At 63.3% G+C, this 15805-nt stretch carries 17 protein-coding genes; all 17 read left to right on the forward strand.

Annotation, left to right across the window (positions count from 1 at the left end; all coding sequences use genetic code 11):
• The first annotated feature begins 232 nt into the window (after positions 1 to 232).
• The 17 genes from NH344_RS00115 (at position 233) to NH344_RS00195 (ending at position 15774) form a co-directional block, all read left to right on the forward strand.
• Entirely contained in the window at positions 233 to 1825 is a 1593-nt protein-coding gene (locus NH344_RS00115) for an ATP-binding protein (protein WP_106763493.1), read from the forward strand.
• A gap of 361 nt (positions 1826 to 2186) precedes the next feature.
• A complete protein-coding gene (locus NH344_RS00120; protein WP_106763496.1) occupies positions 2187 to 2750 on the forward strand; it encodes a hypothetical protein in 564 nt (187 codons plus the stop codon).
• Between the two features lie 332 nt (positions 2751 to 3082).
• Positions 3083 to 3295, forward strand: a complete 213-nt coding sequence (locus tag NH344_RS00125) for a hypothetical protein (RefSeq protein WP_106763498.1) — start codon at positions 3083 to 3085, stop codon at positions 3293 to 3295.
• A 23-nt stretch (positions 3296 to 3318) separates the two neighbouring features.
• Positions 3319 to 3711 (forward strand): hypothetical protein, encoded by a 393-nt coding sequence (locus NH344_RS00130; RefSeq protein ID WP_003296459.1) that lies wholly within the window; start codon positions 3319 to 3321, stop codon positions 3709 to 3711.
• A 97-nt stretch (positions 3712 to 3808) separates the two neighbouring features.
• The gene (locus tag NH344_RS00135) at positions 3809 to 4270 is read left to right on the forward strand and encodes a hypothetical protein (RefSeq protein WP_058167139.1); all 462 of its coding nucleotides are present in this window, start codon (positions 3809 to 3811) and stop codon (positions 4268 to 4270) included.
• Between the two features lie 101 nt (positions 4271 to 4371).
• Positions 4372 to 5034 carry a hypothetical protein gene (locus tag NH344_RS00140; RefSeq protein ID WP_058167138.1) on the forward strand — a complete coding sequence of 221 codons (663 nt, stop codon included), beginning with the start codon at positions 4372 to 4374 and terminating at the stop codon, positions 5032 to 5034.
• Positions 5035 to 5154: 120 nt separating this feature from the next.
• Positions 5155 to 5898: a hypothetical protein gene (locus NH344_RS00145; RefSeq protein WP_058167137.1), complete on the forward strand. Its 744-nt coding sequence runs from the start codon at positions 5155 to 5157 to the stop codon at positions 5896 to 5898.
• 291 nt (positions 5899 to 6189) lie between these two features.
• Positions 6190 to 7002 carry a hypothetical protein gene (locus NH344_RS00150; protein WP_003296462.1) on the forward strand — a complete coding sequence of 271 codons (813 nt, stop codon included), beginning with the start codon at positions 6190 to 6192 and terminating at the stop codon, positions 7000 to 7002.
• Between the two features lie 592 nt (positions 7003 to 7594).
• Positions 7595 to 8509, forward strand: coding sequence for a DUF3577 domain-containing protein (locus NH344_RS00155; RefSeq protein WP_033947817.1), 915 nt, complete (start codon positions 7595 to 7597; stop codon positions 8507 to 8509).
• Between the two features lie 153 nt (positions 8510 to 8662).
• A complete protein-coding gene (locus tag NH344_RS00160) occupies positions 8663 to 9490 on the forward strand; it encodes a DUF932 domain-containing protein (protein WP_003296474.1) in 828 nt (275 codons plus the stop codon).
• Between the two features lie 98 nt (positions 9491 to 9588).
• Positions 9589 to 10275 (forward strand): DUF3275 family protein, encoded by a 687-nt coding sequence (locus NH344_RS00165; protein WP_058167136.1) that lies wholly within the window; start codon positions 9589 to 9591, stop codon positions 10273 to 10275.
• Positions 10276 to 10364: 89 nt separating this feature from the next.
• Entirely contained in the window at positions 10365 to 10706 is a 342-nt protein-coding gene (locus tag NH344_RS00170; RefSeq protein ID WP_106763501.1) for a hypothetical protein, read from the forward strand.
• An 82-nt stretch (positions 10707 to 10788) separates the two neighbouring features.
• Positions 10789 to 11445 (forward strand): hypothetical protein, encoded by a 657-nt coding sequence (locus NH344_RS00175; protein WP_106763503.1) that lies wholly within the window; start codon positions 10789 to 10791, stop codon positions 11443 to 11445.
• A 66-nt stretch (positions 11446 to 11511) separates the two neighbouring features.
• Positions 11512 to 12621, forward strand: a complete 1110-nt coding sequence (locus NH344_RS00180; RefSeq protein WP_172515616.1) for a DUF6094 domain-containing protein — start codon at positions 11512 to 11514, stop codon at positions 12619 to 12621.
• A gap of 55 nt (positions 12622 to 12676) precedes the next feature.
• Entirely contained in the window at positions 12677 to 12997 is a 321-nt protein-coding gene (locus tag NH344_RS00185; RefSeq protein ID WP_015879475.1) for a hypothetical protein, read from the forward strand.
• A gap of 86 nt (positions 12998 to 13083) precedes the next feature.
• A complete protein-coding gene (locus NH344_RS00190) occupies positions 13084 to 13392 on the forward strand; it encodes a hypothetical protein (protein ID WP_106763505.1) in 309 nt (102 codons plus the stop codon).
• Positions 13393 to 13488: 96 nt separating this feature from the next.
• On the forward strand, positions 13489 to 15774 hold the full coding sequence (locus tag NH344_RS00195) for a helicase-related protein (RefSeq protein ID WP_165794830.1): 2286 nt from the start codon (positions 13489 to 13491) through the stop codon (positions 15772 to 15774).
• Positions 15775 to 15805 lie beyond the last annotated feature (31 nt).

The raw sequence follows: 15805 nt of genomic DNA on the forward strand, positions 1-15805 counted from the left end.
CGTTGCCAGCAGCCAGGGTCGTGCAGGCTGCGTCGCGGACCCTCCGCGCCGACCGTCCTTGTCCGCATCGCATCGTGCCGCGGACACGCGCCCATTCCGGGCGTCGATGCTGCTTCTCCCTCGGGCCGACCGGCCCATTCCCCTTCCCACCGGCATCCGCCTGTTCAGTGCCCCGTCGCACCGGGCAGCGCTGTGCCTGTCCGGTGCAAACCATTATCCAAGGAGTCATCTCATGAGAACCCTTCGTCTCAAGACCAACCAGCACAGCCTCATCGCCAATCTGCGCCATGCGTTCAACCAGGGCTCGATGCTGGGCGAACTGTTACAGAACGCCCGCCGCGCCCAGGCCAGCGCGATCCACATCACGGTGAACCAGGACAGCCTGACCATCACCGACGATGGCATCGGCATTAGCGACCTGCAGACCTTGATCTTCATCGCCGAATCCGGCTGGGACAAGCAACTCAAGGCGCGCGAGAACGCCTTCGGCCTCGGTGTGCTCTCGACCTTGTACTTCGCCAAGACTCTGACGGTGCATTCGCGCGACAAACTGTTCAGCGCGCGAACCGCCGAGATCATTGCCGGCGAGCCGATCGAGGAAGACATCGCAGGCTCCCATCTGGAGGGCACCGCCATCCACCTCGAAGGCGTCAAGCCGGTGCAGGCCGGGCAGGATCTGCCCACCTGGGTGGAGCACGAGCTCCAGCGTCTGTGCGAAGCCTTTCCGGTGCCGGTCTGGCTCAACGGCGCTGAAGTGCCACGCCCGTTGGCGAAGCCCGATCTGCACTGGCGCGAGACGTCCATGGGCAAGGTCTTGATCAATCTGTCCGGTACGCGCACGCAGTGGCGCTGCTTTCTTCAGGGACTGCCCATCGGCGGACGACCTATCGACAGGCTGCCCACGAGCCAGGAACGCCAGGTCGTCCTGCTGCCTGACAACACGCTGGCGAAGCTCCCGGATCGGCAGCACCTGCTGAACGAGACGGAAGATCATCCACGTATCCAGGCTGCGGTCGATCAGGCCTACCGCGAGGCACTGATCGAGAAGAAGCAGGCGCTTGCCGCCAGCGACTTCGTCACGCACTACGCGCATGTCTGCCTCAACTCGTCGAACGCCGATCTGCTCAACGACGTGCCCTTCGTTCCTCTGTCCTGGTTCCGGGACTGGGACGAAGAGCCGGCCGGCTATCGTCAATACTGGCGGCGTTATCTGGGCGGAAATGGCGTGATCGCCCAACAGGCCCTGGAAGTGCTTGGTGTCTGGCAGATCGAGCCCGACGACGAAACCGCGCCGACCGCCGAGATCTACCTGGAAGCGGCCAAAGCGTATGTACTCGACGAGCCCGGTCTGGATGACGGCCACTGGCTCAAGCGTCTGATCAAGGTCGTCAGCCCTGAGCAGGTGCGCATCAGAACCGGCACCACCTTGCATCGAGAGGTCAATCCCGGACTTGCCGACTACGAGGTGGAGCTGGAATTGGTCGATACCCTGCATGTCGGGCTGGAGGGCCATCTCGGGACGGTGGAGTACGCAGTGGAGGCCGTGCGCAAGGGATACACGCTCTACCTGACCCCCTCGGCGGGGGCCAGAACCGGGCTGGTCTGCGACTATGTGTTCGACGATCGCTACGGTGAGGATCGTGAAGACGAGGACGCACTCCTGATCGAAACCTTCATCGCCGTAGGCTGCTCGTCATCAGCCGATCGCGTGGTCCAGGCGCTGCTGCCGTACGCGCTGCGCCATGGCGTGCAACCCAAGCTGGCCGGCGCCACCGTGCGCCTGGTCTTCGATGACACCGGCAAATTGCAGGCGGTCACTGCCTGATCGGTGCCATCTCTCCACGCCCCCGATTTCGGGGGCGTTTTTTCTTCTTGTGGGCCGACGAAAAACCGGTTCTCGCTACCGGGTGCGGGCGAATCCGGCTGTGCTGATTTCCCGTTTCCGGATGACGCGGACAGTACCAGAACCGATGCTGGCATCCGCTGTTGCCGACATTGTCGGCTTCGCCAGCAGCCAGGGTTTCAGGCTGCCGTGGAGCTTGCTCCATGCCACCCGCCAGTTCGCCGTCGCATCGCTCGGGCGAACGCTGCCCATGCGGGCATCGATGCCTCTTTCTCCAACCTACGGGATGAGCGCTTCGTCCCGCAGGGGCGTGGCGTTTCCCGACTGATCTCAAGGAATGTCCATGGAAACCATCATCACGCAAGACCGCATCACCCTGAAACACCTCAAGGTCGCGGATTTCGCCAGCGAAGAGACGCTGTGCTTCACTGCCACCGTCCTGTTCGATGGCGTTGCCATTGCCGATGCCCGCAACGACGGGCACGGCGGTTCCACCTTCATCCGCGCACTCGGCGGTCAGGCTGCACGGCTGGCCGAGGCCGAAGCCTTCGCCAGGAGCCTGCCCCCCGACATGCTGAAAGGTGGCATCTCCGGCGAGGACGACGACCCGCTGGTCATCGACATCACGCTCGACTACCTGGTCGATCATCTGGCTGAAGCACAGCATGCCGAGCGCAAGCTGCGCACCGCCTACACCCGCGACATCGCCAACAAGGTGCTGTTCATCAGGGACGGCAAGCTGCTGTTCCTGAAAGGCATCAAGCTCAAGGCCATCGCCGACCGCGCCGGGTACTTCGCGGCGCTGCGCGCACGGCAGGAAACACCCATCGTCATTCTGGCCGAGCTGCCACCAGACGAGGCTTTCGCCTTGTGGAAGCAGCATGTCCTGGGCGGCGAATCGTCCTGATCCCCAAGGCTTCCCGAGCCTCCACAGCCCCGCGATTGCGGGGTTTTTTTCGTCCATCAATCGGGACGCCTCGGATTCCCATTTGCGCATGACGCCGGCGCGGCGCTGGCTGAATCTGCCTGCATGTGTCGCTGACCTGGTCAGCACCATGCCAGCAGCCAGGGTTTCAGGCTGCCGCGGGATTTCCCTCCCGTGCGACCCACACCAGTCCGCCATCGCATCGAGTCCGCGGACGCGCGCCTTCATGGTGCCGATGCCGATTCATCCACCGCCAGCGGGAGCTGCCATCCCGTCAGGGGCAGGGCCGCCTCGCTTCTTAAAGGAGTCCGTCCATGTTCCAGCAAAGCTCGTTCGGCCACTTGGCCCTGATCTACGCAGGCAAACACCTACCCCTCGAAGTGCTTCACAGCGCCGCCGGCCACTACATCGGTACGCGCGACATCGAAGGCCCCGTCTCCCGCGAGTCGGCCGAGTACTTCCGCAGTTCGGCGGCAGCCCAGCGAGCCCTCGACCGAGGCGGCTGGACCCAGCTGCCCACCCCTTGATCCCCATCCATGAGGAGACCGTCATGAATCAGCTTCTACCAACCGACGTCGTCGATCAGATCATGCGTGAAACGCGCCATTTCGAGCGTGCGCCCGAGGCCTTTTTCGAGGCTTGGAAACGCGGTGCGGAAATCGCCGGGCCCGAGTGGTTTGGCGATGGCACCCGCGAAGGCCTGCGCCGTGCCGCCAGCAAGTGGGACTTGCGTCCGAACCTGCTGGAACTCAACGACGCCCTGGGCGTTTTGAGCGGCGGACAGCGCATGTTCCTGTCCGCGATGGTGAGCTTCTACAACTCGCGCGAGGGCGCCGCGATGCTCAAGCGCTGCGGCTTCGAGGGGCTTTCCGACCTCGGTGGCCTGGATCTGGAGCGGCGTCAGGTGATCGCCGATCTGGTACTCAACTACAGCGGCTGGTAGGTCCGAACGACCGACCACCGCCATTTTCTCAACCCCCAGCGAGGGACATCCGTCCCTTCGGGGCGGTGTCCCTCCATTCTTCCCACAGGAGCGACCCATGTCCCGAAATCCATCCTTTGCCGTCGTCCTCGAAGGAGGCCTGGTGCAGGCCATCGTCGTGCAGGACTGGCCCGATCATCTCCCGCTGCCGCCATTCGCGGTAGTGGACTACGACACCGAAGGCGCGGCCGACGACGAAATCGTCTGCTTCGACATCGGCAACTCCGAAGCCGAAGCCCTGTGCCGCAGCAACACCCCCACGGTGTTCGAGTCCTTGCCGGACGCGCTGTCACCACGGGTTGTGCTTGCCGCACTGGGCGAGCCCGTCCTGGATGACGCACCCGAACCGCTGGCGATCGCCCGCCGGGTGCGGCAGAACGTCCTCGATCTGGATGCCCGGATCAACACCAGCGAGCAGGCACCGACGGGCGACGACTACAACGCGCTCTACGTCCTGGCCAACTGCGGCCTGATCGAACTGCTGAAGTCTCTGGGCGACCCCACCGACTTCGGCGAATAGCGCTTTTCCCACCATTGCCCGAAGCCACGGTTTCGGGTTCATCCCCGCGGATGCCATGTCCGCAGGGGCTGGCTCCGCATCACCAACCAGGAGCCACCCCCATGGCAAACAACTACTACGACGCCACCGGCGTCCTCGTTCTCGACCAAGTCACCCCGGTGATTACCGCGCTGTTCGGCGGTTTGAAGCTGGATGCCTCATACCCCGGCAACGGCGAGGTCTACATCGCCCAGATTGCCGAAGACAGCGGCGCGCATTGGGACGATGTCTGCGAAGACCTCGTTGCACTGGCCCAGTCGCTGGGGCTGTCCGTGCCCAGCGAGGGCCCTCCCACGATGGACGACGTTCTGGCCGTGCTTTCCAGGCATTTCGGCACCGACCAGGACGAAGATCTGCAGCACCTGATCGAACACCATCGTTTCGAGGATGACTCGGATCTCGACGCGCTGTTCCTGATCGCCACGCGACTCGACGATGGTCACGGCCTCAAGGAGATTCGCTTCGAGGGTTGCTGGTATTGCAGCAAACCACGCCTCTTCAACTTCGGCGGTGACGGTTCTTTCATCAGCCGCGAGTTCTCGGTCTTCGGTGCCTCCGGTCAGGTGCTCGATCTCGGCAACCGTATCCGGCAAGCCCTTCTGATTCAGAACCTGGAGGCTGCTGCCAATCTGTTCGCCCGGGAAACACAACGCCTGCTCGCCGGCATCACCGACGAAACGCAGCGCCGGCAATTGCAACACCGCCTGTCCGAGCTGTTGAGCTGACAGGCCGCGATACGACGCTTGATCCATACCGGTGCCGCCTGCCGGCACCACTTCCTTTCCCACTGGGTCGATCCCCGGTGGGGGTTGGCCCTGCGTCACCCCTCACCGGAGAATCAAACCATGGACCATTCATCCAATCCTTTCGCCCGCGGCTACTACGGTTTCGAGATTCGGCGCCTTGCCGTCATCAGCTACGACGAGCGCCACCCGCAAACCTTTCTGCCGCTGCATCCATCGCAGGCTCATCTACCCGATGAAAAGGTGGCGTACCAAGCGTGCATCTTCAACGATGATTTCGTGCTGATCACCGAAGGCCAAACGGTGCCCGCCGAACTCGATGCCTTGTGCGGCGGCAGCGGCGCCGTGCAGGCCGTGTACCACAGCATCTACGGCCGAACCCTCGATAGAGGCTTCATCCATGTGGGCGACAGCTACACACTGGAATATGCCCAAGCGGTGGTGCGCAATCTGCAGTTCGAGACGGGCTTCTACAGCCGTGCCTGGGAGATCAGCACGGCCCACATCACCGAAGCATCGGGCCGCTACCTGTGCGAACTGGCGGATATCGCCACACCGAGCGGGTTCCTGTTCGTCGCCTTTCGCATCCCGTACAGCCCAGCCATCGGCGTCAAGCTGATCGCCACACCCTGGACGGATGAGAACCTGATGCACGTCGAAGGCATCACCGCCGAGCAACTGCGCCGGGAGCACCTGTCCAAGGGCATGCCCGAGGATCTGGCCGACGTACTGGCGCTGGCCGGACAGGCTGACGTCAGGGTGCTGGTATTCGATGCTGATGCCAACGAGCTGGACGGTCTGACCGTCTTCGAGGAAGAGGACGACACCCCCTCTGTGGACACCTGACCAGTCATGTCCCCCCGAGCCCCTCCGATGAGGGGCTTTTTTCTGCCTCGGGAATGCGGTGCAGGCCGGTTCGGTTTATCGCAGGCCGGGCCGGCCAGGCTCTGCCATCCTGCTGCCATGTTCGCTGGCGTAGCCGGCAACATCCCAGGCGGTCAAGGCCATCGAGACCGCGGCATGCCGATCGCGTGCTGGCTTTCATCCTCTTCTGGACGCACCGCGTCCATCCAATCCACCCACTTGGGACAACCCGCCCCCTGTGGCCGGGAAGTCCCTTTTTTCTGGAGATTTCCCATGGACCATCAACTCATTCGTCAACAACTCCCGACGCTGGTTTCCGGCCATGTGCCGTCCAATGCCCGCGGCTTCAAGTTCGTCATCTTCGACGGTGAGCCCAAGGTATCGACGATGGGCTTCCATATCGATCCCAAGCCTTTTGAAGGCAAGGTCATCGCGAGCACAGACGAGGCCATTGTCGTCAAGACCGGACGCACCCAGTTCATGGTGCTCGACCGGTCGCGCGTGACCGAGGAACCCGACGAAGGTGCCAAGGTACAGGTCGAGCCTTATGCCAGACGCCGCTTCGACGGCTTGCGAGCGGATACCCCCGAGGAACGCACCGAGTACACCCACGACGGCCAGCCCTACAAGCTGCAGACGTTCGTGCTCGGTTCGGCTCCGGCGAAACTGCCGGTCCCGCAGCCGCGCTGCCTGGAACTGCAGCAACTCATCGAGCAGTTGGAAACGCTGCCGGCGCCCGACGGCTACCGGCGCATCACGCACCTGTTGGTCGATGCTGGCGCGTGCGACTTCACTTGGGTCGATCCACTGCCCAAGGACATCATCGCCACGCCGCCGGCCATCAGTTTCAACGTGGTCACGGCGAAGTTCCAGGGGCGCGTCACCGTGCTGTACGAACGAGGCGACGATCTCTATGCGGTGGAACTGCACCGCGACGGTGAGCTGGTGGAGCGCGTGGATGAGGTGTTCTTCGATGACCTCGGCAACACGTTGGAACGCCTGATCGACGATGGCAGTTGGCGCCAGATTCGCGTCAGCACCGTGCAGAAGCCCGCACGGCGCAAGCCGCGGGCGGTATCCGCATGACTGCGCGAAGCGGCTGAGTCCGTCGGCGGCATTTCGTCCTTTCCGCACCGCCTTGTCGGAGCATTCATCCACCACGGCACTTGCCCCGGAAACTGGCCTCGCGCCAGCTTCCGGGGCTGTGCCTATCTGCTGGGAAATATCTCATGACCGTGTCGGCAGAACACTGAACCTGCCTCAGCCCCCCGGTTCCGCCGCGAGTGCGCACTTAGCTGGCCTGTTTTACCGAACGCCAGGACGACCTGTCCGACCCTGCCGAAGAGACCATCGGCTGCTATTGCGGCGATTGAATGCGGTCAGGCGACAGTACTCATTCCCGATGGTGTGCGAAGCCGCGCGGTGTGAGGCTTGCCCCATGCTTGCTGACGTTGTCAGCGACATGCCAGGCAACCATCGGTCTTCGAGGTTGCGGCGCGGCACCCGCCGCGTGACCGAGCCAGTTCGCAACGCATCCCTCCGTGCGAACGACCATCGGCTTGCCGGTGGTGGATGCACCTTCCTAGTCCATTCGCCTTATCAACCCACCGCGGGGTTACGCACCCCCCGCGCAGTCGGGTCCGGTGTGTCTCCGCTTCATTCCCATTGGAGATTCACCATGACCAATACGACTTCCAACGCGAAGAGCTACTTCGATCTTCACACCGAGGGCTACGCCCGCTTGCAGCGTGTCCGGGAGGTTCCTGTCCGTGGTGGCCGCCGTGCGCAGCCGTTCCTGGCTTGCACTGTCGCCGCACTCGTCGGGTCCGCCAAAGACCCCGTCACCCGCTACTTCGACGTCAAAGTCTCCGGTGCCGACGCCAAGAAATTGGTCGAGAGTTACATCGGCGTCGATGACCCGAGGCAGCGTCCGCTGGTCAAGTTCCGGATCGGCGATCTCTGGGGCGATGCCTTCATGCGCACCAGCGGCGACCGCAAGAATCAGCCGGCGGCCAGTCTCAAGGGCCGACTGTTGAAAGCCGAACTGATCGATCGTGCCGAACTGGCGCAGATCGAGCAGTACGAGCTGATCACCCGGGGTATCGGTTATCTCAACCGTCCGCGCGAGGTTACGCCGAAGGATGGCGATCCGTTCCTGTCGTGCTCCATCGGGGCGCTGGCCGGCCCGGTCGATGAGCCGGATTACCGGTACATCAACACCATCGTCGCCACTGCGGACGCCCAGCATCTGGTGCGCCGCTGCGTACAGGCCATCGAGGCCGAGCGCAAGGTGCTGATCGCCTTCCGTCTCAACGACATGAAGGCCGATGCGTACCTCCGCACCAAGGGCGAGCGTGCCGGCGAACCGGCGGCGAGCCTGGAATCCAAGCTGATCCACATCGGCCTGATCAAGATCGATGGCCAGCAGGTCTTTCCGGCCGCCGCACCGGCGCCCGTTTCCGAGGACGCTGCGGCGACCGAGGATGCGGATACCGCCGATGGCACCGTCGAGGCGCCGACCGCCGAGTCCGTTCAGGACGAACCCGTGCCGGCACCCGAGGCCGAGGAACCCGCACTCGCGGCTTCCTTCTGATCCACCCCCGCAAGGCCCCATTCCGGGGTCTTGCTTCTTATCCCCAACCTGCCTGCAGGCCACTGACGTGGCGCGTGGGCGTTCGTCTTTTCATCCCCGCAGTCCGTTCCGCACCGTGCGGATTCGGCTGCATAACAATCCCAGGAGAATGCCATGTCTCTCGCATCCCGTTTCGCACCGCGCTCACCGGTACTGCGCTCGGACCGTCCTCTGTTGGACGACCAGATTCGCGCCGTGGTGCCGTCGATCTTTGCGGAAACACCGCACGAAAGCCGTTCCCAGCGGTACAGCTACATCCCGACGGCCACCGTGCTGTCGGAACTTCGTCAGGAGGGATTCCTGCCCTTCATGGTGTGCCAAACACGTGTCCGCAACGAGGACCGCCGCGAGTACACCAAACACCTGATCCGCCTTCGCCACGCCAGCCAGATCAATGGCGACGAAGCCAACGAGATCATCTTGTTGAACTCGCACGATGGCACCAGCAGCTATCAGATGCTGGCAGGTCAGTTTCGATTCGTCTGCCAGAACGGGCTGGTCTGCGGCGACACGTTCGCGGACATCCGCGTGCCTCACAAGGGCGATGTCGCGGGCCAGGTCATCGAAGGTGCCTACGAAGTCCTGAAAGGCTTCGAGCGGGTGCAGGAAGCGCGCGAGAGCATGCGCGCGATCACGCTGGAGGCTGGGGAGGACGACGTTTTCGCCCGTTCGGCCCTGGCGCTCAAGTACGACGATCCGGACAAGCCCGCGCCTGTCACGGAGAGTCAGTTGTTGGTTCCCAGACGCTGGGACGATCGCAAGAGCGACCTCTGGTCGATCTTCAACCGCGTCCAGGAAAACCTCGTCAAGGGAGGGCTGACCGGACGCACTGCGAACGGCCGCCGCCAGCGTACCCGCCCTGTACAGGGTATCGATCAGAACCTGCGCCTGAACCGCGCCCTCTGGATGCTCGCCGAAGGCATGCGCCAGTTGAAGTCCTGAGCCACTACTCGGACCTCGCCCGTCAGGGCGGGTCCATTTTCTTCCTGACCCGTTGCGCGCCGCGCAAGACGGTTCCATTCATCACAAGGAGATATGCCATGGCTACAGCAGCCGTTCAATCCGATCCGCCCCTCATCGTCCGCGGCCAACTCGCCATCCGCACCATCCCGGGCCGCAACGGTCGGTTCACGGTCGGTCGCCTCACGACCCGCCTTGGACTGTTCCATGTGAAAGACCCGGAACTGGAGCAGTACCCCGAAGGGAAGTACGACGGTGAGTTCGTCATCCGCTACATCTATCCGAAGGCCTATCCGGTTGGCGATGGCATGCGCTTTGAAATCCGCGCCAACCTGGACGGCATGACCCTGTCGGGCATCGACAAGCTGAGCAAGGCCGAGGCTCGCGCCTTCGCCGCACAGGACGTCGATCCGCTCGATGAAGAGCTGGGCACGCCACCGGCGACAACGCCGGCAACAGCCGAGAAATCCAAGTCCCGGTCCAAGCCGGAGCCTGCGCCCGTGCAGGCATCGAAGGACCCGCTGGTCGATACCACGCCATTCGGCGTCGATACGCCGTCCGCCACCGTGGCCGCTTCGGATAGTCCCGAGAGCGACGACGCGGCGCTGTTCGGCATTCTCTGGCCGTTGGAAGAGTCGGTGAAACTTGACTCGACCATCGATCGCCGCACCCTGCGTCTGCAGATCGCGCGGCTCAACCAGTTGGGCTATGCCTTCGACGCCACGGCCCAGCAATGGAACCTGCAACTCGAACCGCAGGCTGCCTGATCGTCCTGCCGCATCCGCGGCATTTCATCCACCCGCCGGGGCAGCCCCGATGGGGAGGTTCCCGGCTATTTCAATCGAGGAGCTTCACCATGAGTCGGCACTACTTCGACACATTTCACAAAGGATTTTCCGTCACCGTACTACTCGGCTGGGATCGGCCGATGAACTACTTCTTCTTGGTCATCGAGAAGCCAACCGAGTTGATCGACGACACCATGAAGGTCGAGAGCGACGACTTCTTGTACAGCAATCTGCACGAGAGCGATCCGTTCAACCATGACCTGGACTACTACCGTGAGGTCTTGCGTCATTTTCAGATCCTTGTGCCGGAAAGCCTGTTCATCGAGGTCCAGCACGACGCTGAAAGGAATGTCGGCAACCGCGTAGTCAAGCATCAGGCCGACGGTTCGTTCACCGAACGTGAACTCTGAGTAGTCCGCGTTCTTTCATCCCTAACGGGGCATTCACTGCCCCTGCGGGTGGTGGTGCCCCTCACTCATTGAGGACTCCACCATGTCTGCATCTTCATCCCCACAGCTGCTGTACCGCATCGACGAATGCGGCGACGTGATGGCCGATGCCTGCGTCTGCGGCGAAGACGGCGATCTGGTCTTTCTGTCGGTCTGGGCGCGGGACACCGCGATCCAGCAGTTTCTCGCCCGGCTCACCTTGGGCCGCGACGAGGATGGACTGGACCAGTTCCATCTCATCACCGACCAGGGCGGCTCCGTGCCCGTGTTCGTTCCCTCGGTCGAGCGTCTGGAAAAGCGCTTGACCCGCAGCTATCGCCGCACCCTGTTCGGGTCGCTCGTCAATCTCTGGCTGTTCGATCGGCGCTGCATCCGGCCGGACAAGGCCACCACCAGCGCGCTCGCACTGTTGCCGCGCGCGGCGGCCGATCCTACGTCGCGCCTCTGGCTGCTCGTCAAGGAGACGTGCCCGCTGCCCTTGCTGGATCACTGGCAAGGGACGGTGCTGGCACTGCTGCGAGACCGCGACATGCTCCGCGACCTGCCGACGGCCCTCGGGCCGCTGCGTGGATTTCGTCTGGGGCTGGACGTGCCAGCGCTCACCGAAGCGCTGGGCAGCCTGATCCGCCAGGGCGTACTGACCGCCCATCCGCTCCCGCAGCCGGCGACCACCCAACGGTCGCTGGAAGCGGTGGCCTGACCCACGGCAGGTGCGTGTGACCGACACGCACCCGCTTTCCTTCATCCCCGCTACAGGAGATTTCTTATGGCACTCATGTTCCCGCGGCTCGCCCGCAACTTCATCAAGGCTGGATATTTTCCGACCGACGAGCCCACGCTCGAAAGAGCGCTCAGCGCACTGGCGCCCGGCGACGGGCCGATGTGCATTCTCGATCCTTGTGCAGGCGAAGGCGTCGCCATCGCGGAGGCTGCGCATGCCCTCGGGCGTGACCAGGTCACCGCCTATGCGGTGGAGTTCGACCCGGAGCGCGCCAACCATGCGCGTCTGCTCGTCGATCACTGCATCCAGGGCGACCTCATGGACACCTTGATCGCACGCCAGAGCTTCGGTTTGCTGTGGCTCAACCCGCCATACGGGGATCTGTCCAAGGATGCGAACGGCAACATCGGCTACGAAGGCAAGGGCCGCGCACGGCTGGAAAAGCTGTTCTATCAGCGCACGCTGCAACTGCTGCAGTACGACGGCATCTTGGTTTTCATCGTCCCGCACTACGTGCTTGACCAGGAACTGGTCGGTTGGCTCACGCGGCACTTTGCCGATCTGCGCATCTACCGAGCGGTGGATACGCAGTTCAAGCAGGTGGTCGTGTTCGGTCGCCGGGTCCGCCAGCGCGAGCTGGTGGGCGATGAGGTCAAGAACGTCCGTGCTCGCCTGTTGCAGATCGGGCAAGGCGACCTGGAAGCGGAGGAACTGCCACCCGCGTGGCCATCGCTTCCGTATGCCGTCCCTGTCGCCCAGCACGAGCCGGAGCATTTCTACCGTCTGAGCATGGAGCCGGCGCAGTTCGCCGACGAAGTGCAGCGCCTGCATGGCCTGTGGCCGTCGTTCGAGACCCATCTGGGCGCCGCCCAGCAGTCCTTGCGCCGCCCGGCGCGCGCATTGTCCCAGTGGCACCTGGCACTGGCCCTCGCGGCCGGCGCGATCTCCGGTGTCGTGCAGTCGAAGAACGGCCGCACCCTGGCCGTGAAAGGCGACACCTACAAGCAGAAGGCGACGACCACCGAATATCGCGAGCGCGATGACGGTTCAATCGCAGAGACACGCATCCTCACCGACAAGTTTGTCCCCGTGATTCGTGCCTGGGACTTGTCCCCGGACTCGGCCACCCTCGGCCGGATTCTCACCATCCACTGATCGCATCGGGCGGCTCGCCGCCTTGCTTCATTCATCCACCAGAAGGAGAACTCCCATGCTTTCGCGTTTGTTCGCGCGGCGCGAGCCGCAAGCCCGTCCGTTGTTCGCCCTCGGTTCGCTGAGGCTGAGCGAGAAGGTGCACTGGTTGGCCAGCAAAGGCCTCATCGATCCCTTGCCTTATGTGCAGCGCCATGTGCGAGGCGATTGGGGCGATGTCGACGAGACCACCCGCCAGGTCAATGATGTGGCACTCGACCAGGACAATCCCATGATCTCTCGCTACAGGATCACGCCGCAGCTGCTGCTGATCGTGATGACCAGCGAGGATCACCGCACCACCGTGGTCCAACTGCCCGAAGAGCAGTCCTCGATCTAGCACCAGCCCATTTCATCCACCCACCGGGGTCATGTCGCCCCGATGGGGACGCCATGGCCCTTTCTTTCATCGAAGGAGCTATCACCATGGCAACTGTAATGTCCATCAGCGCGGCCCCCAATCTGCGCTTCTCGCCGGGTGCGACGGTCATGACCGTCGGCGTGGCCAATCTGGTCGAACAGGGACGGCTCAACCCGAGCCCGTACCTTCGCCGCCACCTCAGCGGCGACTGGGGCGACCTCGACGAGGACGATCGGCGATCGAACGATGCCGCGCTGGCATCGGGCGAGGCCCGGTTGCTCTCTTCGTACCAGGTCGATCCCGATCTGAAACTCTGGATCATCACTGAGTGGGACCGCAGCGTCACGACGCTGTTGTTACCCAGCGAGTATTGATTTCCGGGCGGCTGCGCGCCGTCCACCCACCTTCACCCCCAGGGGCATACATCGCCCCTGGGGGCGGTGCATGCCCCATTTTTTTGGAGCATCACCATGACCATGCAACTCGAAGCGGCCCCCGCCGCACCTTCCATGCCCGCCACGGGCGATCTGTTCAACCCTGCGGACAGCGAAAGCGATCTGTCTTTCAGCCTGCAGGATTTCGTCACCGAGTTTGGGGATGAGTTACTCGACTCCCTCAACCGGGCCAACCCGCCCGTTTACAACGGTGTGCCGCGCGCCAACCGCCAGCTCGTCCTCGCCAGCCTCAAGCGGCAGCTGTTCCCCGCCCAGGCCGAGGTCGTCCATGCGGCCGCCGAACTGCTCGTCAATCAGGGCGAGCGCGCGGCCATCGTCAATGGCGAGATGGGGACGGGAAAAACCACCGTCGGCATCGCGCTAGGGGCGGTGCTCAACGCGGAAGGCTATCGCCGCACGCTCGTCCTCAGCCCGCCCCATCTAGTCTACAAATGGCGGCGCGAGATCCTCGAAACCGTCGCCGGTGCGAAAGTCTGGGTGCTCAACGGCCCGGACACATTGCTCAAGTTGATCAAGCTGCGCGAGCAGTTGAACGTGCCGGCCGAAGGGCAGGAGTTCTTCATCATCGGCAGGGTCAGAATGCGGATGGGATTCCACTGGAAGCCCGCCTTCGTCCGCAAACGCACCCGTTACGGCATGGTCGGCGCCTGCCCGCACTGCGGGACGATGGTCACTGATCTCGACGGCGAGCCGGTCAGTGCTCTGGAGCTGGAGGCGGAAGAAACCCGCCGCAAGTGCCATGTCTGCGACGGCGCACTCTGGACGCTGATGCGGCCACGTAGCCTGTCGGGCAGTGATCAGTCCTCGGCGGTGCTGCGTGCGCTGAAGAGAATCCCGACCATCGGCGAGGCCACGGCCAACAAGCTGATGAAGACCTTCGGCGATTCGTTCCTGGCGTCGATGCTCGGCGACAACCTGCACAACTTCATCAACCTGATGGACGAGCGCGGGGAGTTGGTGTTTTCCGACCGGCAGGCGCAGCGCATGGAACGCGCCATGTCCTCAATGGAGTTCGGCTTCGGAGAAGGCGGCTATCAGCCCTCGGAATATGTGAAGCGGTATCTGCCGCAAAGCACCTTCGACTTGCTCATCGCAGATGAAGCCCATGAATACAAAACGGGTGGATCGGCGCAGGGCCAGGCGATGGGCGTCATCGCAGCCAAGGCACGCAAGACCGTACTGCTAACCGGTACCCTCATGGGGGGCTATGCAGACGATCTCTTTCATTTGCTGTTCCGGGCCTTGCCCGCGAGGATGATCGAAGATGGTTACCGCCCGAGCGCCAGCGGCAGCATGAATGCCGCTGCCATGGCGTTTATGAGGGACCATGGTGTCCTCAAGGACATCTATTCCGAGAGCAACGGGCCGGCCCACAAGACCGCCAAAGGCTCGAAGATCACCGTCAGAACGGTCAAGGCACCCGGGTTCGGGCCGAAAGGCGTACTGCGCTGCGTGCTGCCGTACACGATCTTCCTCAAGCTCAGAGACATCGGCGGCGTGCTGCCGCCGTATGACGAAGAGTTCCGGGAGGTCGCCATGGATGCCGGGCAGGCCGACGCCTACCGCAATCTGGCCGCCAGCCTGACGGCGGAACTCAAGGAGGCCCTGCGCAAGCGGGATACCACCTTGCTGGGCGTAGTCCTCAATGTGCTGTTGGCGTGGTCCGACTGCTGCTTCCGGGCAGAAACCGTGCGCCACCCGCGTACGCGCCAGGTCCTGGCCTTCACACCGGCCCAGTTCAACGAGCTGGAGATCATGCCGAAAGAGCGTGAGCTGATCGACATCTGCCGCGAGGAGAAAGCCGCGGGTCGTAAGACCCTGGTGTACTCCGTCTACACCGGCACGCGCGATACCACCAGCCGTTTGAAGATGTTGCTGGAGCAAGAGGGTTTTCGGGTGGCGGTACTGCGCGCAAGCGTGGATGCCTCTCGCCGCGAAGACTGGATTGCCGAGCAGCTCGATCGCGGGATCGACGTCCTCATCACGAATCCGGAACTGGTGAAAACCGGCCTGGATTTGCTGGAGTTCCCCACGATTGTGTTCATGCAGTCGGGGTGGAACATCTACACGTTGCAACAAGCCGCGCGCCGGTCATGGCGGATCGGCCAGAAGCAGCATGTGAAGGTGATCTACCTGGGGTATGCGGCCACGTCGCAGATGACGTGCTTGGCCCTGATGGCGAAGAAGATCCTGGTATCGCAGAGCACCTCCGGCGACGTCCCGGAATCGGGGCTGGATGTGCTCAACCAGGACGGCGATTCGATCGAGGTCGCCCTGGCCCGGCAACTCGTCGCGGCCTGATACTCTCGTTCATGCCGGCGTCCCTCTGGGC

It is taken from the genome of Halomonas sp. Ps84H-12 (genome assembly GCF_024124725.1).
GTDB classification, from domain to species: Bacteria; Pseudomonadota; Gammaproteobacteria; order Pseudomonadales; family Halomonadaceae; genus Vreelandella; species Vreelandella aquamarina.